20 protein-coding genes are annotated in these 26,337 nt (G+C 53.7%); 4 read left to right on the top strand and 16 right to left on the bottom strand.

Going from position 1 to position 26,337, the window contains the following annotated elements; genetic code table 11:
• Positions 1-666 carry a 4Fe-4S dicluster domain-containing protein gene (locus ACIDEJ_RS02355; RefSeq protein ID WP_411986476.1) on the bottom strand — a complete coding sequence of 222 codons (666 nt, stop codon included), beginning with the start codon at positions 664-666 and terminating at the stop codon, positions 1-3.
• Positions 667-1,154: 488 nt separating this feature from the next.
• On the opposite strand from ACIDEJ_RS02355, the gene ACIDEJ_RS02350 reads away from it, so the two are divergent.
• Positions 1,155-3,404, top strand: a complete 2,250-nt coding sequence (locus tag ACIDEJ_RS02350; RefSeq protein WP_411986475.1) for an OmcA/MtrC family decaheme c-type cytochrome — start codon at positions 1,155-1,157, stop codon at positions 3,402-3,404.
• A 277-nt stretch (positions 3,405-3,681) separates the two neighbouring features.
• Here ACIDEJ_RS02350 and purF read toward each other — a convergent pair whose 3' ends face one another.
• The 9 genes from purF to fabB form a co-directional block, all read right to left on the bottom strand.
• Positions 3,682-5,196: an amidophosphoribosyltransferase gene (gene purF / locus ACIDEJ_RS02345; protein ID WP_411986474.1), complete on the bottom strand. Its 1,515-nt coding sequence runs from the start codon at positions 5,194-5,196 to the stop codon at positions 3,682-3,684.
• 42 nt (positions 5,197-5,238) lie between these two features.
• Positions 5,239-5,727: a CvpA family protein gene (locus ACIDEJ_RS02340; RefSeq protein ID WP_411986473.1), complete on the bottom strand. Its 489-nt coding sequence runs from the start codon at positions 5,725-5,727 to the stop codon at positions 5,239-5,241.
• Positions 5,728-5,834: 107 nt separating this feature from the next.
• A complete protein-coding gene (locus ACIDEJ_RS02335; protein ID WP_411986472.1) occupies positions 5,835-6,440 on the bottom strand; it encodes an SPOR domain-containing protein in 606 nt (201 codons plus the stop codon).
• Between the two features lie 4 nt (positions 6,441-6,444).
• Positions 6,445-7,725, bottom strand: a complete 1,281-nt coding sequence (folC, locus tag ACIDEJ_RS02330; protein ID WP_411986471.1) for a bifunctional tetrahydrofolate synthase/dihydrofolate synthase — start codon at positions 7,723-7,725, stop codon at positions 6,445-6,447.
• 62 nt (positions 7,726-7,787) lie between these two features.
• Positions 7,788-8,573 (bottom strand): tRNA pseudouridine(38-40) synthase TruA, encoded by a 786-nt coding sequence (gene truA, locus ACIDEJ_RS02325; RefSeq protein ID WP_411986470.1) that lies wholly within the window; start codon positions 8,571-8,573, stop codon positions 7,788-7,790.
• 155 nt (positions 8,574-8,728) lie between these two features.
• Positions 8,729-11,518: a FimV/HubP family polar landmark protein gene (locus tag ACIDEJ_RS02320; RefSeq protein ID WP_411986469.1), complete on the bottom strand. Its 2,790-nt coding sequence runs from the start codon at positions 11,516-11,518 to the stop codon at positions 8,729-8,731.
• A gap of 175 nt (positions 11,519-11,693) precedes the next feature.
• Positions 11,694-12,710, bottom strand: coding sequence for an aspartate-semialdehyde dehydrogenase (locus ACIDEJ_RS02315; protein ID WP_411986468.1), 1,017 nt, complete (start codon positions 12,708-12,710; stop codon positions 11,694-11,696).
• Positions 12,711-13,841: a 4-phosphoerythronate dehydrogenase gene (locus ACIDEJ_RS02310; RefSeq protein WP_411986467.1), complete on the bottom strand. Its 1,131-nt coding sequence runs from the start codon at positions 13,839-13,841 to the stop codon at positions 12,711-12,713.
• 133 nt (positions 13,842-13,974) lie between these two features.
• Positions 13,975-15,189, bottom strand: a complete 1,215-nt coding sequence (gene fabB, locus ACIDEJ_RS02305) for a beta-ketoacyl-ACP synthase I (RefSeq protein WP_411986466.1) — start codon at positions 15,187-15,189, stop codon at positions 13,975-13,977.
• Between the two features lie 163 nt (positions 15,190-15,352).
• On the opposite strand from fabB, the gene mnmC reads away from it, so the two are divergent.
• Positions 15,353-17,281 carry an FAD-dependent 5-carboxymethylaminomethyl-2-thiouridine(34) oxidoreductase MnmC gene (gene mnmC / locus ACIDEJ_RS02300; RefSeq protein ID WP_411986465.1) on the top strand — a complete coding sequence of 643 codons (1,929 nt, stop codon included), beginning with the start codon at positions 15,353-15,355 and terminating at the stop codon, positions 17,279-17,281.
• A gap of 82 nt (positions 17,282-17,363) precedes the next feature.
• Here mnmC and ACIDEJ_RS02295 read toward each other — a convergent pair whose 3' ends face one another.
• The 5 genes from ACIDEJ_RS02295 to prmB are packed head-to-tail and all read right to left on the bottom strand — an operon-like array spanning position 17,364 to position 22,061.
• On the bottom strand, positions 17,364-17,633 hold the full coding sequence (locus ACIDEJ_RS02295; RefSeq protein ID WP_411986464.1) for a YfcL family protein: 270 nt from the start codon (positions 17,631-17,633) through the stop codon (positions 17,364-17,366).
• A gap of 3 nt (positions 17,634-17,636) precedes the next feature.
• On the bottom strand, positions 17,637-18,764 hold the full coding sequence (locus ACIDEJ_RS02290; RefSeq protein ID WP_411986463.1) for an ATP-NAD kinase family protein: 1,128 nt from the start codon (positions 18,762-18,764) through the stop codon (positions 17,637-17,639).
• An 11-nt stretch (positions 18,765-18,775) separates the two neighbouring features.
• On the bottom strand, positions 18,776-19,966 hold the full coding sequence (locus ACIDEJ_RS02285) for an MFS transporter (protein WP_411986462.1): 1,191 nt from the start codon (positions 19,964-19,966) through the stop codon (positions 18,776-18,778).
• Between the two features lie 5 nt (positions 19,967-19,971).
• Complete coding sequence (gene aroC, locus ACIDEJ_RS02280) at positions 19,972-21,066, bottom strand: chorismate synthase (protein ID WP_411986461.1); 1,095 nt, start codon at positions 21,064-21,066, stop codon at positions 19,972-19,974.
• 35 nt (positions 21,067-21,101) lie between these two features.
• On the bottom strand, positions 21,102-22,061 hold the full coding sequence (gene prmB, locus ACIDEJ_RS02275) for a 50S ribosomal protein L3 N(5)-glutamine methyltransferase (RefSeq protein ID WP_411986460.1): 960 nt from the start codon (positions 22,059-22,061) through the stop codon (positions 21,102-21,104).
• Positions 22,062-22,142: 81 nt separating this feature from the next.
• On the opposite strand from prmB, the gene smrB reads away from it, so the two are divergent.
• Positions 22,143-22,673, top strand: a complete 531-nt coding sequence (smrB, locus tag ACIDEJ_RS02270) for an endonuclease SmrB (RefSeq protein WP_411986459.1) — start codon at positions 22,143-22,145, stop codon at positions 22,671-22,673.
• Positions 22,674-22,747: 74 nt separating this feature from the next.
• Here smrB and sixA read toward each other — a convergent pair whose 3' ends face one another.
• Positions 22,748-23,218 carry a phosphohistidine phosphatase SixA gene (gene sixA / locus ACIDEJ_RS02265; RefSeq protein WP_411986458.1) on the bottom strand — a complete coding sequence of 157 codons (471 nt, stop codon included), beginning with the start codon at positions 23,216-23,218 and terminating at the stop codon, positions 22,748-22,750.
• A gap of 191 nt (positions 23,219-23,409) precedes the next feature.
• Here sixA and ACIDEJ_RS02260 point away from each other — a divergent pair, with 191 nt between their 5' ends.
• Positions 23,410-26,190, top strand: coding sequence for an insulinase family protein (locus ACIDEJ_RS02260; protein WP_411986571.1), 2,781 nt, complete (start codon positions 23,410-23,412; stop codon positions 26,188-26,190).
• The last annotated feature ends 147 nt before the right edge of the window (positions 26,191-26,337 follow it).

Genomic DNA, 26,337 nt, shown 5'->3' with positions numbered 1-26,337 from the left:
TTATCCGACCAAACTGGTATAGTTTTCATAAACTTCTAGCGCTTCTTCCGCTTCTTCCCATGTATAGAATTTCAGCGCGCCGGTAGCACAAACCTGTGCACAGTTGGGTTCACCTTGACACAAGTCGCATTTAACTGATTTCATTTTGCTGCGCACGACTTTAATGGTTTGTTGAGGACATTTGTCTTCACAATAACCACAACCCACGCAAAGGTTTTCATCCACTTCTCTTGCGCCGGTTTTTTCATTGATGGAAATGGCATTTTGTGGGCAAACTTCCATGCAAACATTACATTGATGGCATGTTTGCGGTACGACGGTGAAATCACCCGCTTCACCACGTTGGTCATAATAATTGGCCTGCACATGGTGAGGGCCATAATTCATGTTGCTTGCGACTTTAATCCTGGCAATTGTTGGTCCGCAATCGCCTTCATGGCTCCAGCCACAAGCTGCTTCACAGCGGCGGCAACCAACACACAGTATTGGATTTACAACCATTAATCCGCCTGGCATAACCACGACGGAACCGCCGTTGTCGTCTTTGCCGTTGTCATTATTGTTATCGCTACCACAACCTGTTAAAAAGCTAACAAGCGTTCCGCTGTATACTGTCCCAACAGCGACGCCCATGCTACCTTTCAGCATTCCTCGTCTGGTGATCATCTTATTTCCCTTAATAAGCTAAAGAAATATAATTAATTTATGCATCCTGATATATCCCGACGAGTAATCATAAATAGATTGGAACCTTGTTTTTCCTTACCCAAGTCACACTTAGTAGAATTTAAACCATTTTAAAAAATGCTTTGCATATCCAGTCAAATTTGCTTTTTCAGTTTTGCTAAAAGTGAAATTATCAATTCCAAGAAGCGAATATGTTATCCATAGTGCATTCATTAAAATCAATAAGATAAATACCTGAGATGCATCACACACAACTACCGGTAAATAAATGGATTATATTGGCGAGTGCATTCCTATTAGAGCCCGACACTTTTCTAAACAAGGAATGGAAATATATGAAAACCAAACACCATGTTTTATGGTTGGCATTATTATCATTGAATTTCGGAATATTAGCAGGGTGTTCTGATGACAATAATGATAATAAAAATGACCAAGTGGATGTTCCCACACCGCCAGTAAGCGATGTGGGAATTAATATTAGTAAAGCCGCAACTTTAAAGGCTCAAATTGAAAACGTCAATATTGACGAAAAAACCCAGGTTACCGTGGATTTTTATCTGAGCAATGATAACGGTGTGGCGGTTACCGGACTGGATACCCTTGACAGTCTTGCCGCGCTTGGCGTGGGCATTGCAAAATTGGGCGCACAACAGCCCATGCTGCCCAACCGCGCCGCGGTTGCCGAGTACAACAGCAAGAACCAAATGGCCGAGGGTAAACAATGGATCAGTTACATCAATAAGGAAGTCGCTCCCGGTGCAGGCGCTAGCACCAAAGCGGCAACCCAATGGCAAGCTGGCATTGAAAGCAGTTGTAAACAGGATTGCCTGACCAACCTTGGCAGCGGTCACTATCGTTACACCTTTAGCAAGACGCTGGCGGACTATCCGCAATTTACCGGATTGGACACCCAATATGATGCCAATGCTCCCACACGCATCTATCTGGAGCTGTTAGCCGATAAATACGGTGATGTGAGCAAAACGCTGGTGAACACCACTTACGACTTTATCCCCGCTACCGGCAAAATGGTGGCCACTGATGAAGGCCGTCAACTTGTTGATCCGCAACAAAGCTGTTACCGGTGCCATACTGCCGACCTTGGCAATGAGGAACACCGGTTATTGATGCACGGCGACAAACGCTTCAACTTTGACGGTTGCGTCATGTGCCATACCACCTACTCTGGCGATCCGGAAACCGGTAATGCCATTGATATGGCCACGCTGGTACATAAAATCCACCAGGCGGATTATAAAATCGTGGGGTATGGCAGTCATCTGCACGATTACAGCAACGTGCAATATCCCGGTGAAGTGGCCGATTGTCAGAGTTGTCACATCAGTGATGCAACCGCTCAGGCCAGTCAGTACACCATCCCCGGTAACAACAGCTGCCTGAGCTGCCACAAGGACAAGATAAGCCAGGCACCTGACACTTGGGATGGTACCGCTGCCGCCCTGTTCCATGACCGGGAGCTTTTCCCCAAAGCCTGGAATAATGGCTGCGCCGGTTGTCACCCAGACAGCAGTAACCCTCAAGGGGCCAACCTGTTCCACGATAAGCTTGTGCAAACCCGTCAGACCCTGAAGGATTTGTACGGCATGTCGCTGAGCGACGTGACCCTTGGCAATGACAGCCTGAAGGTAAGCGTTGAGTTTGACAAACTCGTCAACTTCCCGGCCCAGGAACCGGCCATCAGCAAACTGCTGCTGGTAGTCAACGGTCAGCCTGATCTGTTGAACCGGCCGCTGAACAACGGCCAGCACCAGATGTGGGATATCAGCAAGGCGGGTGATAATGTCAGCCTCAGCATGGATGGCCATAAACTGACCGCCACCATCAGCAATGTGGATGTAGCCGCGCTGGGCGATGTCTCCAAAGCCGTGGTTAAAGCGAAAATGCTGGTCTGCGCCAATCAGGATGCGGTATTGGCCGTTGGCTGCAACAGTGAAGATGCCAGCAGTGAAGTGGAAGTGATTTCCGCCAATGCACTGGATCTCACCGGCGCCGTTAGCAAACGTCCTGTCATTGCCTCTGAGCAAGGGTGTCAATCCTGCCACGATGGCGAAATGCAGCAGCGGATCATGAGTGCCCACACCACTCCGAATGTGACCGTTAGCGGACAAAGCTGTGACTCTTGCCATAATCCGGTAAGTGCCACCGCATTGACCGACGGCAGCTGTAACAGTTGTCACAATAACGACACCGTGGCGTATCTGAATGCAGATAACACTTACCACGTTGCCGGCGCGGATCACATCAAGGCCATACGCACCATCAACAACTCCCTGAACTACCGTGACATGGTGCATGCCCTGCATGCCGGTACCCGCACGGTCAGCGCCATGGGGGCTCCCAACGGTGCCGTAACCTATCCGCAATCTGCCAGCAACTGTCAGGCTTGCCACAGTGAAGGCCAGTTGAAGTTCACCCAGTTAAAACAGGAAAACTCCCAGCTGGTTGCCGCTGAAGACGCCGAGCAGGATACTGTAGGCCAGATATCCGAGCTGTCACCTACCGTTGCAGCCTGTGCGGCTTGTCACAACGACGTTGCGCACTGGGCCGGCCACGCCATTAAATACGGTGGGGTATATGCGCCGGATGCCTCTGGTGGCCGCACTTATCAGGTCGGTGGCGAAACCTGTGCCTACTGCCATGCAGAAGGCCAGAGCTACGATGTGATAAAACTGCACCAGAACGCCGGTAAATAACCGCTGTTCAACCCAAATGAAAAACGGCGCTGCGGCGCCGTTTTTTTTATGGGGCAATCTATGCCGGTACTATTCCGGCAATCACACTGCATCCTGCGGTAAAACCTCAAGAATATTGCCGATTGCTACCTGATGGCGCAACATGCCATGGCGTAGTACAGCACATACGCCTAAGCCAACCCCACGGACGTTTAACCGTTCAGGTAGGCGTTATGGATAAAAAAATCCCCGTCACGTTACCGCAACGGGGAGAGATGATGTGCAAATGGCGCAATCGTTACGGATGGCAAACGTTGTGCAATTCCAGATTGGTGCCCAAATCCCGGTTGCGATTGGCTTTGGAGTCATCGTTACGCAGCTGGGTAAGATGATCCAGATACGCCTGATCCACATCCTTGGTGATGTAATGGCCGTCAAAAACCGAGGTTTCAAAGCGCTTGATGTCAGGATTTTCCATGCGCACCGCTTCAATCAAATCATCCAGTCCCTGGAAGATAATGCCGTCGGCACCAATGATTTTGGCAATTTCATCCGCTTCCCGGCCATAGGCAATCAACTCATTGGAAGTGGGCATGTCAATGCCGTACACATTGGGGAAACGGATTTCCGGCGCTGCCGAGGCAAAGTAAACCTTTTTGGCACCCGCTTCACGGGCCATTTCAATAATCTGCTCTGAAGTGGTGCCCCGCACGATGGAGTCATCCACCAGCAGCACATTTTTCCCTTTGAACTCGGCACTGATGGCATTGAGCTTGCGGCGCACGGATTTTTTCCGCTGCTGCTGCCCCGGCATGATGAACGTACGGCCGATATAGCGGTTTTTCACAAAGCCCTGGCGGTATGGCAAGTCCATGCAACGGGCGATTTCCAGCGCCACGTCCACCGAAGTTTCCGGAATGGGGATTACCACGTCAATGTCATGGTCATACCATTCTTTTTTGATTTTTTCGCCAAGCTTGGTGCCCATGTGCACCCGGCTGGCATACACGGAAATCTTGTCAATGGTCGAATCTGGCCGGGCAAAGTAAACAAACTCGAAAATGCACGGGGCATACACGGGTGATTCAGCGCACTGACGGGTGTAAAGCTCACCATCAAGCGTGATGTAAACGGCTTCACCAGGCGCCACATCGCGCATCACTTCAAACCCTACGGCATCCAGTGCCACGCTTTCGGAGGCCACCATGTATTCGGTGCCCTCAGCGGTTTCATGCTTGCCCAAAATCAATGGCCGGATACCGAACGGATCGCGAAATGCCAGCAGGCCATTGCCGATAATCATCGCCGTTACCGCATAGGCACCACGGGTCTGGTTATGCACGCGCGTGACCGCATCGAACACTTCATCGGCAGACAGTTTCAGGCTGTCGGTTTTATCCAGTTCATCCGCCAGCAGGTTCAACAACACCTCTGAATCGGACGTGGTATTGATATGGCGGCGCTTTTGCAGCAATCCTTCGCTCAGTTCCAGCGTATTGGTGAGATTGCCGTTATGGGCCAAGGCGATGCCAAAGGGGGAGTTTACGTAAAAAGGCTGCGCTTCCGAGGCACTGGAGCTGCCCGCGGTAGGATAGCGACAATGTCCGATACCGGCATTGCCCTGCAAACGCTGCATGTGTTTGGGCTCAAACACATCCTTGACCAACCCGTTGGCTTTTCGCAGGCGAAAGGCCTGTTGATCCACGGTGACAATCCCCGCCGCATCCTGGCCACGATGCTGAAGCACGGTGAGTGCATCATAAATGGTTTGATTAACCGATGAGCGGCCAACTATTCCGACGATACCACACATGGGTAACTTTCCTCACTGTAAGATGTTCTGATGACGGTATTTTTATATTTTGGGTACAAAGCTGGAGGCATGCTCCATGTAATTGAAAAACCACTGGATCACCACCCCGAATTCGGGCACCAACTGGGAGCTTTTCCACCACTGTGTATCCGGCGCGCCGGTAAAGGCATCCAGAAAGAACAAAATGGCACTCACCACCAGCACGCCCCGCAAGATGCCAAAACAGGCACCCAGCAAACGGTCGGTGCCGGAAAGCCCGGTTTTATTCACCAGTTGTCCCAGCAGATAGTTAATCATGGCACCGATAATCAACGTTGCCACAAACAGAATGGCAATCGCCACACCATTACGCAGCACTTGGTCATTGATTTGGGTGAGATGAACGGCAAGTTCCTGATAAAACTGGCTGGCGATAAAAAAAGCCGCGAACCAGACCACCAGAGAGATGGCTTCTTTGGCAAACCCGCGGATCAGGCTGATCAGGGTTGAAAGGCCAATAATAAAGATGATGGCGTAATCTATCCAAGCCATGGGTAGAAGTGTCCAGCAGTGATTGATTTCGCGGGGATTCTACCAGAGAGTGAGCCGATTCTCACCCCCGGCAGTACAATTATTTGCGCCGTTCAAAAGGCCAGGGCTCAGTTTTCCAGCGGATTGAAATGCACGATTTTGCCTTTGAGCTTGGTCAGTGTTTCCACCTTTTGCTGCTGGGTTTTCAAGCGCTCCAGCGACACCTCCGGCCCCACGAACACCCGGGTCAATTTCCCCTCAACCGGCTTCTGTGGCAGCGTATAAGCGGCATAACCGTTTTTTCTAAGACGCTGCACCAGTGCTTTGACATTGGCGGCATTGCTAAAGGCCCCCAGCTGAATCGTCCAGCTTACCTGGGCTGCAGTTTGGGGTTTTTCCACGGCCTTTGGCTGAGGCTGTACATTCTTTGGAACACTGTTTTCTGTGGGAGTTACGCTGCGCTCGGACGTGTCTGCCGGACTCACATCAAGCGTGGTTGGGGGGGCTTTAGCTGCCGTGTTGGCCAGCATGGCAGCCGCGGAGTCCGGTTCATCCAGGACGACACTGTCCAGCTCAGGGCTCGTCGCTGCCGCGACCTGGGGCCGTAACGGAATTTCAGTAAATTGCTCCTGCTGGCGCTCTTTTTTACCGTCCAGAATATCCGGTAAAAAAATCACCCCCAGTGCCATCAGCACCACAGTGCCCACCAAACGATTGTGAAATTGAGACGACAAACCTTTATTCCTTGCCAGTAGATTGCACCGCTTCTTTAAATCCTGACACAGTGTAAAAGGAGCCAAAGACAATTACCACATCCGAGTGCTGCAAACGGGGAGACAACGCCTGCCAGGCCGCAGCCATGGTGTCAAACTGCTGAGTGCGGGCATCTGTTGCCAACGCCTGGCGCAACACCCCTGCCGTAGCGCCCCGCTCGTTATGCAGGCTGACCAATTGCCAGTCATCCACCAAGGGCGACAAGACCTGCAGCACACCGTGAATGTCCTTGTCTTTGAGCATTCCGCAGATGGCATACAACTTACCGTGCCGGGGAAGCTGTTGCAATTGGCTGGCCAGATAGCGGGCGGCATGGGGGTTATGCGCCACGTCCAGTAAAATGAGCGGCTGCTCGGAAAAATGCTCCATGCGCCCGGTCAGTGTGGCTTGTTGCAATCCCTGGGCGATGGCGCGCTCGGGCAACTCGTCCACCAGTGATTCCAGCGCGGCCAGCGCGGTAGCGGCGTTGGGCAAGGGCAATGTGGGTTTGGGAAGCCCCTCCAGCTGCCAACGGCTGCCGGTAAAACGCCAGTGTGTGGCGTCGGTCACTTGCCATGAAAACGCCTGGCCAACCCGTTTAAGTGCGGCCCCTTTTTCGGTGGCAACCTCTGCCACGGAGGCGGGCATTTGCGGATCGCCCACCACGGCAGGACGGCCCTGGCGGAAAATGCCGGCCTTTTCGTAGCCCACCTGCTCGCGGGTGTTGCCCAAATACGCTTGGTGATCCAGGTCAACGGCGGTAATCACGCTTACGTCAGCATCAATGATATTGGTGGCATCCAGCCGCCCGCCCAGACCCACTTCCAAAATCACCACATCCAGCGCGGCCTGTTTGAATAGCATCAGGGCTGCCAGCGTGCCGTATTCAAAGAAACTTAAGGAGACATCCCCCCGTTGCCGTTCAATCTTTGCAAAAGCCGCAATGAAATCCCCATCGGAGGCATCATGGCCCTGGATACGCACCCGTTCGTTGTAATGCAACAAATGGGGCGAGCTGTACACCCCCACCCGATAGCCTGCCTGCTGTAAGATTAATTCCAGCATGCGGCAGGTGGTGCCCTTGCCATTGGTACCGGCAACGGTGATCACTTTGGCCGGCGCCAGATCCCGCAACTGCAGCCTGTCCGCGACCGTCGCTACCCGCGCCAGCCCCAGTTCAATCTCCTGCGGATGGATGGCCAGCTGATAATCCAGCCATTGTTGCAACCCTGCGTTGCTCCCGGGTACCAATACTTGCTCAACCATTTAAGATAAGTCCTTGTTCGTGCTAAGCATTCACTTAGTTTTACGCATTATTACCGTGCCTATCAATCCGCGAGAAAAAGCGGGCCGGGGGGAACTTCGGGTAAGCCAAAGTGGGCCGGATAGGTCACATGCACCAGATACAAGCCGTGGGGTTTGGCGGTAGCGGCCGCCTGAGTGCGATCTTTCAGCGCCAAAAGTTGCCCCAGCCAGTCCACGGGCTGGCGCCCCAGCCCCACTTCCAGCAGGGAACCCACAATGTTACGCACCATGTGATGCAAAAAGGCATTGGCTTCCACATCCACGATGACATACAGCCCCTGGCGGGTAACGCTGATGCGGTGCAGATTGCGAAATGGCGTTTTGGACTGGCACTGTACGGCCCGAAAACTGGTGAAGTCATTTTCCCCCAGTAAATACTGGGCCGCCTGATGCATCAGTGCCACATTGAGTTCGCCATGATAATGGCTGACCCCATGACGCATGATGCCCGGGCGGAAATTGTGATTGTAAATGATATAGCGGTAGCGCCGGGCAGTAGCGGAAAAACGGGCATGAAAATCCGCTTCCACCTCTTTTACCCAGCGCACGGCAATATTGTCGGGCAGATTGGCATTGACGCCCATGGTCCAGGCGCCGGGATTACGCACGGCGTTGGTGTCAAAATGCACCACTTGTCCGGTGGCGTGAACGCCGGCATCGGTACGTCCGGCGCACTGCAATTCAACAGTCTCATTCGCCACAACAGATAGGGCCCGTTCCAGTTGTGCCTGTACAGAGTCTACCTCGGCCTGCTTTTGCCAACCAAAATAGCCATTGCCGTCATACTCCACGCCCAACGCAATTCGCATCATGTTCTCCGCTATTGTTAAGGCCGCGAATTTTACCACATCACCACGGCAGAAACCGCTGGAAATCCGCCAAACAAATAGCGGCAAGCCATCTGTGGCTGCGGGATTTTTCCATAAAAAATGGCACCCGCAGGTGCCATCATGGTCATGGGAATTTAGTCAATGTCCTTGAGCAGGGATTGGGCTTCTTGCTGCTGACGCGAATTACCGTCTATCTGCACCTCTTTTAGCAAGGCTCGGGCGGCATCCCGGTCATCAATTTCAATGTAGGCGCGGGCCAAATCCAACTTGGCATTCACCGAGTTTTCCTCGTCATCCACATCCACCATCCCCTGCTGCCCCACTAGGCCGTCCAGATCGCCCATGTCCACATCAACGGATTTATAAGGGTCAGCCTCCGGGGTGTCTTCACTGGCGTCATTGAGTAATTTATCGATGTCGATAAAACCGTTTTCCTTTTGGAACGCGGACAAATCAGCATCCGATACCGGGCGCAGCGGTTTTTGGGCAATGGCATCGGCATCCAGTGCCGCAAGCGCCTGATCCACCGTAAGCTTGCTGTTATCATCCTCATCAAAATGCAGATCGTAAACCTCGTCTTCCGGCACTGCAGGCTCATGCTCGGCAAAGTTTTTCAGCAGTTCATCGTCACTGAGCTCGTCCTTGAGATCTGGTGCTGGCGCTGACGCGTCATCCACACCATGCTTGGGCGCTTTTAAATCATCAAAAAAGCCCAGCTCTTTCTCTTTGATGGCATTGGCGGGTGTGGCCGTATCCTCGGATGGCACATCCTTTGGCGCAGCAGCGTTGGATGTCTGCTCGGCCGCGGTCAGCTCCGCCAGCAAGGCATCCAGGTCATCGTCTTCATCGGGCTTGGCCAGTTCATCTTCCAGGGAAAACTCCGGTGTTGCCTCACTCTCAAGCGCCTTTTCTTCCACTTCAGCATCCGCCGCGAAAGCTTGGGAAGCGCCGCTTTCCAATGCATCTGCGGCGCTGATGGTAACATCAGCATCTGCTGCCATATCGGCCGTTGCCCGCACCGCATCTGTTGTGGTCACATCATTTGACGGCTCATCACCGGGCGCTATGACAGGGACTACGGTTGCGGCATCAGAGGCCCGCGGCTCATCTTTTGCGTCTTCAGCCACCGGCGCTGCGCGCTCAGGCATGTCATCAGCCGTTTCGGCATCAAGCGCTGTGTCAGGAGCATCTGCCGGACTGGCTTCCAGTGCAGCCAGCAAGGCATCCACATCATCCACTTCCTGGGCATCCGCCACACTGTCATCATCCAGCGCTGCCGCAATCTCGGCACTCAAGTCTTCTGCCGAGGCGTTATCGGCCGGCGCTACATCATCAACACGGGTATCCGTGCTGGCAAATGCGGGATCGGATTCAAAATCAATGATGAAGTCATTTTCTGGCTCTGGCTCTGGCTCTGGCTCTGGCTCTGCAGCCTGGCTAACAGGCACTTCATCGGCAAGAGCCGCGGTATCCACTGCGGTATCGTCAGCCTCTTCCTGCGGCTCCAGACCATCGAGCAGTGCATCGAAATCCTCTTCTTTGGCCGATGCCGGACTATCCGCCGCCTGCTCACCCATGGCTTCCGCCCACAGGTCATCCAGTGACTGGGCATCATCGGCAGAAAAACCGTCATTGGCTTTGGTGTCGCCCTCATCCACAAACATTTCATGCTGAGGCATGTCAGCAACCGCCGCATCATCCGGCAGGCTGTCAGGCTCAGGCTGCAACTGTTGTAAATCCTTCAGTTGCTCACCCAGCTCATCATCCCCGTCCAAGCGGATTGCCCCCACATCATCCTGAGCCAAATCGTTGGCATCATCATGGGTTTCAGCAGGTGCTGTGGTATCGCTTTCATTGCCACTCGCCGCTTCGGCCGGAGATTTGCGGCGGATGAAGTAACGTCCGAGGAAGAATAAAAGCAACGCCAATGGCACTAACGCGCCAATGCCGAACAGCAGCGGATTGGCCATGAGGGTGCGCCAGAAATTACTGGGTGCCGGCACCGGCTCCTGCGCTGCTGCAGGGGCATCATTGCCGGCAGCAGGCTCAGGGGCAGTACGGGTGTCGGCCGCATCAGTAACGGAAGCTGGCGTGTCTTCGGCCGCTGATTGCGCGGCTGTGACCGCCTCATCAGCGGCAACGGGGGCGTTTTCTGCACTGTCTGCCACCATGGGGTCCGCAACCGGTGTCGCCCCGTTGGCGCTTTCTTGCTCAGGATGGTGCTGCTGCAGTTGCGCCACCTGTTCCCGCGCCGCTTTCAATGATTCTTCCAGTACGGTGACCCGCTGCTGCAAGGACTCAATCTGCGACTGCAGCTCTTTGTTTTCCGTATCCGCCCGCAATAGTTGCTCTTTGGTCTGGCTCAGCTCATTACTGAGTTTCAGATTGACCATCTGCAGATTTTCCACATTCAGCGCGGGGATTTCGGCATCTGTGGTGGCGGTGGATTGGGTAGCGGAGGGTTTTGTAGCGGCAGCAGGGGCCGTGCGTGTGGGTTCAGCCAGCGGTTTTTGTTTTTTGGCGGCGGCAAGCTGTTGCTTCCAGTGGCTGTCATCCCGTTGGGCCCGCTCTTGCGCCAGACTCTTGGGAATGGCCAGCATGGTGGCTTTGGAGGGGATTAACAAAATCATGCCTTTTTCAAGGCTGTTGTAATTATTGCCGGAAAATGCGTGGGGATTGGCTTCAAAAATGGCCGCCATCACCTGATAGATGCTGACGCTGGGATCCGGCCTTACCTGATTGGCAATGCTCCAGAAGGTATCTCTGGGGGTGGTGGGGCCATACTGCCTGGGCTGCTCCCGGCTTTGGCCCTCCGGGCCTGTTACCTTGAGCGATTGCGACTGCACCGGCAAGCTTACGCACTGTAAGCTCAGGGCAAAAAAAGCGGCCGTCAGGCCTGTGAGATATGAAGTGCGAAAGTTCATCAACTATTCCCTTGCAAGCACCGAGAATTGCCCGTAAATGACTGGCTTTAGGCATTGTATTTATTGGGATTACTATAAACCAGAAATGTTGGAGCTGCTACCATTCACATTTATAAAACAAAAAAAGCCTGCACGGATGCAGGCCTTACGCAAAAAACGGATGAATGGCGTTCTGTTACAGGTAATCCCTGATTAACAATTCACCGATTTGCACGCTGTTAAGTGCCGCGCCTTTACGGATATTGTCAGACACCACCCACAGGTTGATGCCATATTCATGGGAAATATCCTTGCGGATGCGCCCCACATAAACGGGATCGGTACCGGCACCTTCAGTCACGGCTGTAGGATAGTCGTCATCATCTTCAAACAGCACCACGCCGGGGGCATCCCGCAGCACCGCCTTGACCGATGCGGCATCGGCAGGTTGCATGGTTTCAATGTGTACCGCTTCTGAGTGGCCGTAAAACACCGGAACCCGCACGGCGGTAGGGTTAACCAAAATGCTGTTGTCACCAAAAATCTTGTGGGTTTCCCACACCATTTTCATCTCTTCCTTGGTGTAGCCGTTGTCCATGAACTTGTCGATGTGGGGCAACACGTTAAAGGCAATCTGCTTGGGATACACTTTGGCGTCAGCCGGTCTGCCGGACAACAGCTGGGCGCTTTGCTGTGCCAGCTCTTCAATGGCTTTTTTCCCGGTACCGGAGACTGACTGATAGGTAGCCACATTGATGCGCGAAATGCCGAAGTTATCGTAAATCGGTTTCAAGGCCACCAGCATCTGGATGGTGGAGCAGTTGGGGTTGGCAATGATATTGCGGTTACGGAAGTCCGCAATGGCGCCGGGGTTCACCTCGGGAACCACCAACGGAATGTCGGCGTCGTAACGGAAATTCGAGGTGTTATCAATCACCACACAGCCCGCATCTGCCGCAATGGGAGCCCACTTGGCAGACACATCGCCACCGGCAGAAAAGAAACCAATCTGGGCCTGGCTCCAGTCAAAGGTTTCCACGTCAATAATGTCCAGCTGTTTACCGTGGAAAGTGACCGTATTGCCGGCACTGCGACTGCTGGCGAGAGGATACAGATTGGCGACCGGGAAATTACGTTCTTCAAGGATTTCGATCATTGTCTGACCTACTGCCCCGGAAGCACCCAACACTACAACATTATATTCTTGCGACATTTACCCTTTGACTCCAGAAAATCCTAATTCAGATAACCAATCTACCCCATAACCTGCAACATTTTCCAGCGCTACCGCACTGAACTCCCGCCGATAACGGTGATTTTTTCTCATATTGTCAAATTCTCCAGGAATTTGATGAATTTTCCTGAATTTCCTGTCGTCATCACGCAGGTCATAAATAAAACGGCACAAGGTCAGCAGCTCATATTCGCTGGGGGCGCCATTCAGCACCAGCCGGGAACTCCAGCGGCGCGGCAGTAAATCCTCAAGCGTTTTGGTCAGGGGCAATCCCAGCATCCGCTGTAGCTGGCGGTATAACATCAAGGTGCCATTTGCCCGCCCTTCTAGGCTGTAACCGGCAATATGGGGGGTGGCAATATCCGCCAACGCCACCAATTCAGGCATGGGATTGGGCTCACCTTCCCAGACATCCAGCACCAAGGCCAAATCCGGGCGCTGCCGTTTTACCCGTATCAAGGCCTGATTATCAATCACCTCGCCACGACAGGCATTCACCAGCCAGCAGCCGGGGCGCAATGCTTGCAGGCGCGCTTCATTAAGCAGGTAATGGGTGGCATCCGCCCCGCCGTGTGTCAGCGGCACATGCAGGGTAATCACGTCACATTCCTGCAGCAAGGTGTCCAGCGGGTGAAACTGGCGGGCATCATGCTGCCGGGCCTTAGGCGGATCGCACAATAAGGTGCTGACGCCATAGGCATTAAGGCATTTCGCCACCGCCGTGCCGGTATTACCCGCACCCACAATGCCGACTTTGCGCTGCTTGAGCGACGTGCCATATTTTGCCGCCAGCTCCAGCAGGGCAATAAACACGTATTCCCCCACGGAGGTAGCATTGCATCCCGGCGCATTGCTAAAAGGCACGCCTCTGGCGGCGAGATAATCCACATCCACATGATCCGTGCCGATGGTGGCACTGCCCACAAATTTCAGTTGGGCATTGCCGCCAAGGAGCGCTTCGTCCACCCGGGTGACAGAACGTACCAGCAATATGTCGGCATCAGCCACCGAGGCGGCATCCAGTTGCCGCCCATTGACAGGGACTATCTCCCCCAGCGGGGCAAACAACTGGGAGACATAAGGCATGTTTTCATCTACAACCAACTTCATGGCGCTTTCCGGCGAGTAACACTGTAAAGCGGTTAGTTTACCCCAATTCACGGCTGACGTCCGTTGCCCAGCGCAGATCCCGCCACAAAAAAAGGAAGCCGAAGCTTCCTTTTCATCTGTAACAACCGACTGATTAACCGCGGTATTTACGCATTACCAACGTGGCATTGGTGCCACCGAACCCGAAGCTGTTACTCATGACGGTGTTCAGCTCCGCATCACGGCATTCCCGTACAATGGGTAAGCCCTCAGCGTGTTCATCAAGATTCTCAATGTTGATGGACGGGGCAATGAAACCGTTTTGCAGCATCAGCAAGCTGTAAATGGCTTCGTGGGCACCTGCAGCACCCAGCGCATGGCCGGTCAGTGACTTGGTTGAGGCAATGGGAGGAATGTGATCGCTAAAGACTTCACGAATGGCGTCCAGCTCACGCACATCGCCCACTTGGGTGGATGTCCCATGGGTATTGATGTAATCAATGGGGGTATCCACATCCTGCAGTGCCATCTGCATGCAGCGCATGGCACCTTCACCGCTTGGGGCCACCATGTCATAGCCGTCAGAAGAAGCACCGTATCCTACGACTTCAGCGTAAATCTTGGCGCCGCGAGCCAGTGCGTGTTCCAGCTCTTCCAAGACCACGATACCGCCGCCACCGGAGATCACAAAACCATCACGGTCTGCATCGTAAGTACGGGAGGCTTTTTCAGGATCATCATTGTACTTGGTAGACAAAGCGCCCATGGCGTCAAACCCCATGGTCAGTGTCCAGTTGATCTCTTCTGCGCCGCCGGCAAAGACCATGTCCTGCTTGCCCAGCTGGATAAGCTCGACAGAATGACCGATACAATGGGCACTGGTGGCACAAGCGGAGCTGATGGAATAACTCGTCCCCTTGATTTTAAATGGGGTTGCCAGACATGCGCTGGTAGTGCTGGACATAATTCGAGGCACAATATAGGGGCCAACGCGCTTTACCCCTTTGCTACGCAAGGTGTCAGCGGCTTGTACCTGGTTGGCAGAAGATGCGCCACCTGAACCCACAATCAGCCCTACCCGCGGATCAGAATATTGCTCCTCGGTCAGGTTGGCATCTTCAATCGCTTCTTTCATTGCAAGATAGGCGTATGCGGCTGCATCACCCATAAAGCGATATGCCTTACGATCGATAAGTTCACTGGGATCAAGTTTCACATTGCCCCAAACCTGGCTGCGCAGCTGCATTTCTTCAAACTGTGCAGAGTGGGTGATACCACTGCGACCAGCACGCAGGGATTCAACCACTTCCTGCTGATTATTGCCGATGCTGGAAACAATGCCGATACCGGTGATTACAACTCTTTTCATGTTTAACTATCCATCCGTACTGTCAGTACTTTCGATTTGCTGACGCAATGTTAGCGGTTTTAGCACTCTGAAGTGGTCAGCTTTCCATAAATATAGATAAAATAATGCCCGTTTACGCCCCTAAGTGGCAGCTCACGGCCAATTACAGGAGATTTATCCGCCCTTGTCCATTACCAATAGCGCTACAGCAAGCACAAACAACGTCACAACGCTTTACCTGGGAGGCTGTGGTACGGCGGCATTGCCCAGGCTGCTGCAAGATTGCGCCGCGGCACTGACAAAAGCGCCCCATCGCCGCATTCATGTGCTGATGTTTGCTGCTGACGATACAACGGATGATGCGGCAAGTCATCTGCAACAACTGCATGTGCAGTTGGCGCCTTATCACCACCTGCCTTTGATAGCCGCCTTAATGCAGCAACCGTTGCTACCGCTGGCCGGTTGCCAGCGCATACTGCTGGAAGGCGGGCAATTAACGCTGGATATTTACTTAAGTTGCCAGCAGGCTGTACTCGCCGCCATGGTGGTACCCAACCCCAAGGTTGGTCACCCCTGGATAAGTCGCTGGTACTGGGGTGCCCCGTTCATGCCCGAGATGGCGTGGGTTTGGCAACTGGCAAGGCTAAGCCTGGATGACGCCGTGATTGACCTGCAGCTTGCTCACGCACCCGTCTCCCGCCTGAGCGCATTGAAACAAAAGTTTATGACCGCCGGATTTCACTGCCAGTCTCTGACATCAGCACCAGCTGCGGACCAACCCACAACCCCGGCGGCAGATAGCATTGCGACCATGGAGCGCCGGGCACTGAACCATCAGGCATCAGAGCGCTGTTTGCCCTTCCCCCGCTACAGCCTGCCGCCCATCGCCCCCAAACACCCGGTCGCCATTATCGGGGCGGGAATTGCCGGCAGCATGCTGGCGCTGTCGCTGGCAGAACGTGGCATTGCAAATCAGGTATTCTGCGCCGATGAGTGTCCCGGTGAAGGCGCCAGCGGCAATCGCCAAGGCGCCCTTTATCCATTGCTGGCACCGGATGCCGGGCCACAAAACGACTTTTTCCAGCAAGGATTCCTTTTTAGTCGGCAGCGAATTGAGCAGCTGGCAGCACAGGGATACGATATTCCCCACGATTTTTGCGGCGTGTTGCAAAGCGGATTTGACCCACGCAGCCGAGCCAAACTGCACAAAATTGCCACCGGACAGCCTTGGTCTGAACAGCTGCTACGGTTATTGTCACCCAGCGAGGCAAACGCCGTTGCCGGCGTGCCCCTGAATGAAGCCAGCCTTTATTATCCGCTGGGGGGCTGGGTTTGCCCACCCAAGCTGACCCAGGCTGCGTTGCAGCGTGCCCAGGTGTTGGGCCACACCCGCATTGCCGTTAATAGCAAGATTACAGCGCTGAAGCCACACAATGCACAGTGGCAAGTGCAGGATGCCCAAGGCCAGTGCTACGGCCCGTTTGCGGCGGTGGTCATTGCCAGTGGCAACGGCATGACCCGTTATCATCAAACGGCACAACTGCAGGCCACGGCGTTTCGCGGCCAGGTAAGTGAAGTGCCAACCCAGCCCAGCCTGGCGGGCATTAAAACCGTACTCTGCAACAAAGGGTATCTCACCCCTGCCTGGCAACAAGTGCACTGCCTTGGGGCCAGCTATGTCAAGGATGGCGACGCCCGCCATTACAGCGAGACCGAACAACAGGACAACCTGAGCAAAATCCAGCAAAGCTACCCTGATGCCACATGGCCACAGTATATTGCCATTGGCAGCCGCGCCCGCGTGGGCATTCGCATGGTCACCCGCGATCACCTGCCCATGGTGGGCGCAGTGCCGGATGTCCCGGCCCTCAAGACCCTGGCCGCCTCCGCAAGGGACAGCCATTTTTGGCAGCAAACGGCCGCACCATGCCATTCAGGACTTTATGTACTGGGCGCCTTGGGTTCCCGGGGATTGTGCAGCGGCCCTTTAGCAGCAGAGATGCTGGCGGCGGAACTTACCCACCAGCCATTGCCATTATCCGCAGATGAACTGGAACGGCTCAGCGCCCACCGTATGTGGTCGCGTAAGCTTTTGAAAGGAAAGCCCCTGTAATCATTGGCATAACATGCTGATCACAAGGGCTCATGCCATGGCATTAAACCTGAGGTTGAGCCATGTCTGGGAAACAGGATGATTAAGCGCCAATACGGCCCTGCAGTTCATGCCAGGCGTTTTCCACCAAGCGGTAATCCGGATCTTCCAGCTCCTTGGCAGCCTGTTTCAGGCATTCCTGCATTTTGGCCGCCAATGCATCAGTGCCCTGCTCGGCTTCCATCTCCAGCTCTGCCAGTACCACGGCAAAATGTCCCTGCAGATAACCACTGGCAAACAATGCATCATCATCGCCGTTGGCCACAATTTCTGCCAGCCAGTGTTCCAGTGCCTGTTCATAGTGTTGCAGCATGTTTTACTCCACGAGATCCGGGTTAGCCACCGGATACATCACGTAATCACGGTAGCCGGTAATGATTCGATAATAACCGCTGAGTGCAAGATCCAGCGACGGGTCGCCACTATCTACGATAAGCGGCCGTCCTGCAAGTGCTTTGAGCTTGGTTTTGGTGGCAACAATGATGATGTTGTCTTTGCCGATACGGCGGATGAATTCTGCCGACAACTGCTGATTGCCCCGCCCCAGTATGTGTCCCTGGCCGCCAATCAGGGTAATGACCAGCTTGCAAGGCTTGCCAGCGGTGGCAGCCAGTAGCTCCGCAGCACCAAGATCCTGTGCCAATAACCGCTGATGCTGTATGAGGTCCACCCCCAACAAGGTATTGTCCAGCCCCATCTCGTCCATGATGGCCGCCACCGTGGAGCCTGAACCCATGACGTACAGTTCATCATCCATCTGTTCGATGACCTCGGCCGCAATATCTGCCAGCACCAGCTCATCCACTTCCCGGCCCCCCATTTTCACCGACTGGATGTAACGGGGTTCGGCAGGCACCATCATTTCGCCAAAACAGCGGGCATGCACCTGCCCCTGACGAAAAGCCTCTTCATCGATATCCATCACATCGGCGGCCATCAGACTCACCAACTGCCCGTCAAGCAGTTGCTGCAATACCCGCCCGGCGGCGTGAGGCGTGATGCCGTACACGCCGGAGTGAATTTTAACGCCGGCCGGTACGCCCAGCACCGGGCAGGCATCCTGCACCACACTGTAAATGTCCCGCGCCGTGCCATCGCCACCGGCAAACAGCAACAGGTGCGGCTGCTGCGCCAAAATCGCCTTGGCCGCATTACGGGTGTCATCAGCAGTGCTGGGGGTTGCAGGCTGATAACAACTGTGGGCGGTAAATCCCATTGCTTGGGCCAGTTGCAATCCCATGTCACCGCCTGCCGTAATCAGTTGCACCCGCTGGGCATAAGGCTGCAGCAACGCCAAGGCCTGCTGCATCCGCTGGTTGGCTTTGGGCACGGCCCCCAGCGCCAAAGCTTGCGCTGCCACCCCGTCACTGCCCTTGAGGGCCACACTGCCCCCCAGTCCGGCCAACGGGTTGATAATCAGTCCTATACGTAATATCTGCTGCATGATAAGCCTCCCTACTCCGTGGCCGTCAGCGGGCGTTGGCGGGAAGACGATGAGCGCTCTTCAGGCAATGCCAGCACTACCAGCATGGCCAAAACCGCACACGCCGCCGCAAACACCCATACCAGCCAGGTCTGGCTGCCATCCCCCCAGAGGTGACCGCTAATCCAGTTCCCCAGGGCGCCGCCCACGCCGAAGCTGAGGCTGGCGTACAATGCCTGGCCTTTGCTGCGGTGCTGCTGGGCAAAATGCCGGTGCACAAACTGGATGGAGGCTGCATGCACCAGCCCGAAAGTAAATGCGTGCATCACCTGGCTCAATGCCAGCAATGCCATGTCTTCCGGTGCGAAAGCCACCAATAACCAGCGCAGCGCGGTCACGCCCATGCCCGTCATCAGCAAGATGCGCACCGAAAAACGCCGCAATAATTTGGGAGCGACCGCAAACATGAAAATTTCCGAAAAAGCTCCCAAGGCCACAAAGAAACCGGCCATGGCTTCGCTGTAGCCCGCCTGTTTGAGATACAGCACAAAAAAGCCGTAAAAGGGGCCAACGCTTGCTTGCAGCAACATGGCCGACAACAAAAACCAGATGATGGGTTTACTGAGTTTCAACGGCACAGCGCTGCGGTTGCTCTCCTTGATACCGTTGCTGGCCGACAGAGGCAAGCAACAGACAAACAACCCGGCAAACAACACCATGCCCACAAATAATACCGCCTGCGGGCCACACCAGTTCACAGCCGCCCCGGTGACTATCACCCAGACAATATATCCCACACTGCCAAAACTGCGGATACTGCCATAACGGTTGGATTTATCTCCCAGGGTTTCCAGGGTGATCACTTCCATCTGCGCCAAAATGGCGTTCCAGAAAAACGTGAAAAAGGTCAGGCTCAACGCAAGGTAGAAAAAGCCGCCATCATAAAAAAAACTGAGATAGCCCACCGCCGCAGTAAAACTGCCCACCTTGATTAACTCGGTGCGGCGCCCGGTGCGATCTGCCACCATTGCCCAAATGTTGGGAGCGATGATGCGAGTGCCCATCAAAATCGCCATCAAAAAGCCAATTTCGGCAGCGTTAAAACCGCGATACTCCAAAAACACGCCCAAATAGGGGATTAATGCGCCAAGAATGGCAAAGAAGAAGAAATAGCAACCGGAGAGCCAGCGCAGCTGCCCCTCCGGGATCCAGGCATTCATCATGATGATTAACGCATACTCAATACTGGGGTAGGACTGTTCACATCCATATTCTGCGCACGGTGGCGTAACAGGTGATCCATCAGCACAATGGCCAGCATGGCTTCGGCAATGGGCACCGCACGGATCCCCACACACGGGTCATGCCGTCCTTTGGTGACCATTTCCACTTCCTCGCCCTGGCGGGTAATGCTGTTACCGGGAATGCTGATGCTGGAGGTGGGTTTAAGGGCCATATGGGCCAAAATCGGTTGCCCGGATGAAATGCCCCCCAACACGCCGCCGGCGTGATTTGACATGAAGCCCTCAGGTGACATCAAGTCACGGTGCACCGAGCCGTGCTGGGTGACCACGGCAAAACCATCGCCAATTTCCACCCCTTTCACGGCATTGATGCCCATCATCGCATGGGCGATGTCTGCATCCAGGCGATCAAAAACCGGCTCACCCAATCCCACGGGCACATTTGTGGCCATCACGCTGACTTTGGCGCCGATGGAGTCACCGGACTTTTTTAGCTCCCGCATGTAGTCATCAAGCGCTGCCAGCTTGCTGGCATCCGGAAAGAAAAAGTCATTACGCTCAATTTCATCCCAGTCCACGATATCGGCGGTAATGGGGCCAAGTTGCGACAGATAGCCCCGGATCTCAATGCCGAACTGCTGCGCCAGGTATTTCTTGGCAATGGCGCCAGCAGCTACCCGCATGGCGGTTTCCCGGGCAGATGAGCGTCCGCCGCCCCGATAATCCCGGGTGCCGTATTTTTGCTGATAGGTGTAATCCGCATGTCCCGGCCGGAACAAATCCTTGATGTTGGAATAATCCTGGCTGCGTTGGTCGGTGTTTTGGATCAACAAACCAATGGCGGTGCCGGTAGTTTTACCCTCAAAAACACCAGACAGAATTTTGACTTCGTCCGCTTCACGCCGTGCAGTGGTATAGCGGGAGGCACCCGGACGACGCCGGTCCAAATCCCGCTGCATGTCGGCTTCGGTCAACGCCAGCCCCGGAGGGCAGCCGTCCACAATGCAACCCAATGCCGGGCCGTGACTTTCGCCAAAACTGGTAACCACAAAATTCTGACCTATGCTGTTTCCCGACATCGAATTGTTCTGCTCCTGTTTTCTGTCAATGTAACTTAGTTATCGCCCTGCTGATCCCCGTGATGCCAGGGGGCAAATACATCCTGCACGGCCAGTAACTGATCTTTGGTCAGCACGAATACCCCATCACCGCCCCGCTGCAGGCTCACCCAGGTAAATGGCACCTGGGGGAATTGTTCCATCAGGTGTACCATGGAGTTGCCCACTTCCACCACCAGCAGGCCGGTATCGGTCAAGTAATCGGCAGCGTTGGCAATGATTTGTTTGGTGAGATCCAGCCCATCGTTACCGGAGGCCAGCCCCAGCTCGGGCTCGTGCTGGTACTCTTCCGGCATGGAAGCCAAATCCACCGCATCCACATAAGGAGGGTTGGACACAATCAAGTCATACTGCGGGCCTTTGGGAATGGCGCTGAACAAGTCGGACTGCATGGGGTAAACCCGGTCCATCACCCCGAGGGTTTCAATATTGATTTGGGCCACTTCCAGCGCATCGCCACTGATGTCCAAGGCGTCAACTTCAGCATTGTCAAAGGCATATGCACATGCCACGGCAATGCAGCCGCTGCCGGTACACAAATCCAGAATGCGGTTGACCGGCTTGTTGTAAAGCCAAGGGCTAAAACGGTTTTCAATCATTTCGGCAATGGGGGAACGGGGCACCAAAACCCGCTCATCCACGTAAAAGTCCAGCCCGGCGAAGGTGGCCCGGTGGGTTAAGTAAGGCACCGGCAGGCGCTCGCGTACCCGGCGGATAATAAGCTCCACAATTTTGTGTTTTTCGCTGCTGGTCAGGTTGGCATGGATGACCTGCTGACCAATTTCATCGGGCAGATGCAAGGCATGAAAAACCAAAGACACCGCTTCATCCCAGGCATTATCAGTACCGTGACCATAATAGATGCCCGCATCATTAAAACGACTGACGGCCCAGCGCAACATGTCACCTACAGTTCTCATTTCAGTGACTACTTCGTCAACAAAAATCTTGTCCAAAATCGCACTCCGGCTTAACCAAAACTGTCCCATTGTAACTGAACTCTATCCAGAAGAAACAGAATTCAATAAAATGCCCCCATGAACAAAGAATTAAACAAAGACGAACTGGCTGAATTTCAACAATTCGTTGAGGGCATTACCCCCCTGACCCAGGACAAGCGCCATTTTCGCCCGCCGGCGACCAGCCGCAAGCAGCTGGAGGTCAAAGAGGTGCAAATTCAGGCAGATAGTTATTTTTCAGATATCTATCAACCCTTACTGCCGGTGCAGGGGCCAATGCGTTGGTGTCGTGAAGATGTGGATGCCATGGAAACCAAGCGGTTGCGCCGGGGAGATTACATTCCGGAGCTGCTGCTGGATCTTCATGGATACCGCCAAACCGAAGCCAAGCTGGAAATTGCCGCGCTCATTCATGCCTGTATCCAGTCACACCTGTTGTGTTGTTGTGTCATGCACGGGCACGGCAGTGGCGTACTCAAGCAACAAGTGCCCATGTGGCTGGCACAACACCCGCAGATTAAAGCCTTTCACCAAGCGCCCAAAGAATGGGGCGGCGATGCTGCGCTCCTGGTGTTGGTGGATATTGGTGACCGCCCCCACCGGCGTTAACCCGCATAACAAACGATAAAAGCGCCACTAAGGCGCTTTTATCGTTTTCCGGATGGCTGTCAGCCAGTAAAGCATCAACTGATGCTTTGGGCCGCTTGTTGCCACATCAATTCACCATGGCGGCCCATGATATCCACCAGCGCCACGGAAGAAGTGGCAAACAACGGCGCTTCAACGCCTGGTACCAGTTCACTCACCATGTATCCCAGTAATGGCATATGGGAAATCACCAAGACGTTTTCTGCCTGGTACTGGGCGGCATAGGCCAAAATCACCCGGGCGGCCAATTCAGGATCTGCCGCCGGCACCAACTCATCCAATATCTGGCAATGCTTGACGTGAGGGAAGTGGCGGGACACCTCTTCCCAGGTTTGCTGCGCCCGCAGATAAGGGCTGACCAGCACCAACTGAAACTGCGCAACAGACGTTTTTAACCATTCACTCATTTGGGCAGTATGACGTACCCCCGATACGGTTAATGGCCGTTCCCGATCATGTCTTGCATGACGGATAGCTTCCCCGTGGCGCATCAAATATAGCTGCATACATCACTCACTACAGAAGATATTATTCTGATTATGTGCCTATTGTAGCCCTATCGCTACCGGCAGAAAAACCGCATCACCCCGCAATCCCGGCATAAATGCTCAAAGGCAACATTTGCATTTGCCAAAAAAGCCAATGACCATCAATATATAGGAATTCACTTCCCCCGAGGATTCATCCCTTGCCCCCAATGCCATCCATTACCGTCAGCCCGAATGATCATCGCCATTACCAATATCTACTGTTGGCCAACGGCTTGAAGGTATTGTTGGTCAATGATCCCCAAGCAACACTGGCTGCGGCATCAATGGCGGTCAATGTGGGCCATTTTGACGACCCTGTCAACCGCCCGGGGATGGCACACTTTTTAGAGCACATGCTGTTTCTGGGAACGGAAAAGTATCCCGATGCCGGCAGTTTTTCCGCTTTCATTAATCAGCACGGCGGTAACAACAACGCCTGGACCGGTACGGAGCTCACCAATTTTTTCTACACGGTACCCGTATCGGTGTTTACGGAATCCCTGGACAGGTTCAGCCAGTTTTTCATTGCGCCCACCTTTAACCTGGAGCTGGTAGAACGCGAGCGGCATGCAATTGAGTCGGAATTTCGCTTAAAACAAAAAGATGATATCCGGCGGATTTATCAGGTATTAAAAGAGACCGTCAATCCTGAGCATCCGTTTGCCAAGTTTTCCGTGGGCAACCTGCAAACCCTCGGCGGTGATGAAGCCTTGTTGCAGCAAGAGCTATTAACGTTTTACCAAACGCACTACAGTGCGAATTTAATGACCCTGTGCTTGGTGGCACCGCTGCCATTGACAACACTCCAGCAGCTTGCCCAGACATTTTTTGCTGCTGTCCAGGATAGAAAATTACAAAAACACTACCCTGACGTACCGCTGTTCAGCCAGCAGCAGTTGCCCTGCCAAGTGCACATATTGCCATTGAAAGCCCAAAAGCGGGTGAGCATCAGCTTCAATTTGCCGCCAGTAAACCAATATTACCGCAGCAAGCCGTTAACCTGCATTAGCCACTTGCTGGGTAACGAAAGCGCCGGCAGCTTGCTGGCATGGCTAAAAAGCAAGGGATGGGCCAGCAACCTCTCCGCCGGCGGCGGGCTTGACGGGTATAACTTCAAGGAATACAACATCAGCATCCAGCTGACGGACAGCGGTTTATCCCGACTGGATCAAATCATTGCGGCCTGCTTTTCCTATATCAAACTCATCGCGCAAGAGGGGCTGTCGCCATGGCGTTACCAGGAGCGGGCCAATTTGCTGCAACTGGCTTTTCGTTACCAGGAACAAATCCAGCCACTGGATCTGGCCAGCCATCTCAGTATCAACATGCAGCACTACCCTGCCGAGGACGTGATTTTTGGTGACTATCGCATGGATGGCCAAGATGTCACGCAAATGCAAGCACTGCTGGCATTGATGACACCGGAAAACATGCGCATTCAGTTGGTGGCTCCGGAACTGGAAACCCAACAACAAGCCGCCTGGTACCACACGCCCTATGGCATGCAAGCAATATCACCGCAACGTTTGGCGCTGTGGCAGCACGTTGATGTTCTGTCCGGATTGCAATTGCCGGCGCCCAATCCGTTTATTGTGGCCAATTGCGTTGCCCGTCCTCATCAATCTGCCTCACCTGTGCCCTCTATCGTGGCGGAAACCGCAGGTTATCGCCTCTGGCACCGCAAGGATGATGAATTTCATGTGCCCAAAGGGCATCTCTACCTGTCGCTGGACTCTGAACAGGCCAGCCTCACCGTCCGGCATGCCGCCCTCACCCGGTTGTATGTGGAGATGTTGCTGGACTACCTGACCGAATACACCTACCAAGCGGAAGTCGCTGGGCTCAGCTACAACATCTACCCCCATCAAGGCGGAATCACCCTGCATCTTGCCGGCTACACCGGCAAGCAGGAAACCTTACTGGCATTGCTGATTGATAAAGCGAAAAACCAAGATTTTACCCAACAACGGTTTGACAACATTAAACGGCAGCTATTGCGTAGTTGGCACAACAGCGCTCAAGCCAAACCCATATCGCAACTGTTTACCGCCCTTACGGTCACACTGCAACGCCGGAGTTACGAGCCGCTGAAAATGGCAGAAGCGCTGGAGAGCTGCACCCTTGATGATCTCTACCAACACATCCAACAGTTTTACCAGCGTATCTATCTTGAAGGATTGGTATATGGCGATTGGCTCGACAGTGAAGCCAAAATCCTGGCCAAGCGCTTGCAGCACATTCTGTCACTCTTTTCGAAACCCAGCGAAGAGTCAGCCCGGGAACTGATAGATTTGCAGCATAAAGGCACGCTGATGCGGGAACTTGCCATCAAGCACCCGGATAGCGCCATTGTGGTTTACTACCAATCGGAGATTGCCGAGCCAAGCCATATGGCATTGTTTAGCCTGCTTAACCACGCCATGTCCTCACCGTTTTTTCATGAATTAAGAACGCAGAAACAACTGGGCTACATGGTGGGCACAGGTTACCTGCCCCTTAACCGCCATCCCGGCATGATTTTTTACGTACAATCACCCGTCGCCGGGCCACGCCAATTATTGGAAACCATTGACCAATTCATTGCCGACTTTAACTATGCCGTCATGCAGATAACCAATGAGCAATGGGAAGCCACCAAAGAAGGGTTGATTAACCAGATCATGGAACATGATGCCAATCTTAAAACACGCGGACAAAGGTATTGGGTAAGCATTGGCAACAAAGACTACAACTTTAATCAACGTCAACAAGTTGTTAGCACACTTGAAACCCTGACACGCGCGGATTTAATCAAGTTCATGATGAAAAAGATGCGCACCAAACACAGCGATCGATTGGTTTTATTCAGTACCGGAGAACAACATCAGCAACAAGCACCGCTGATAGCCCACAACATGATTACTGATTTACGTTCATTTAAAATTAATGCTCATAAATTCAATGCATAATCCGTACATCATACATTACAAAAAAACACATTTATTCACATTCAATTAATATTTTGAATGCTTGTGTTTGAAATAGCATAAATTCCCATCAGGCGCATATTGTCTTGGTTTCTTTACTATAATTCCTGATGTTACCATTCAGACTCA

This window comes from Shewanella mytili (genome assembly GCF_046765975.1).
GTDB classification, from domain to species: domain Bacteria; phylum Pseudomonadota; class Gammaproteobacteria; order Enterobacterales; family Shewanellaceae; genus Shewanella; species Shewanella mytili.
This window is presented reverse-complemented; position numbering and strand designations above follow the sequence as displayed.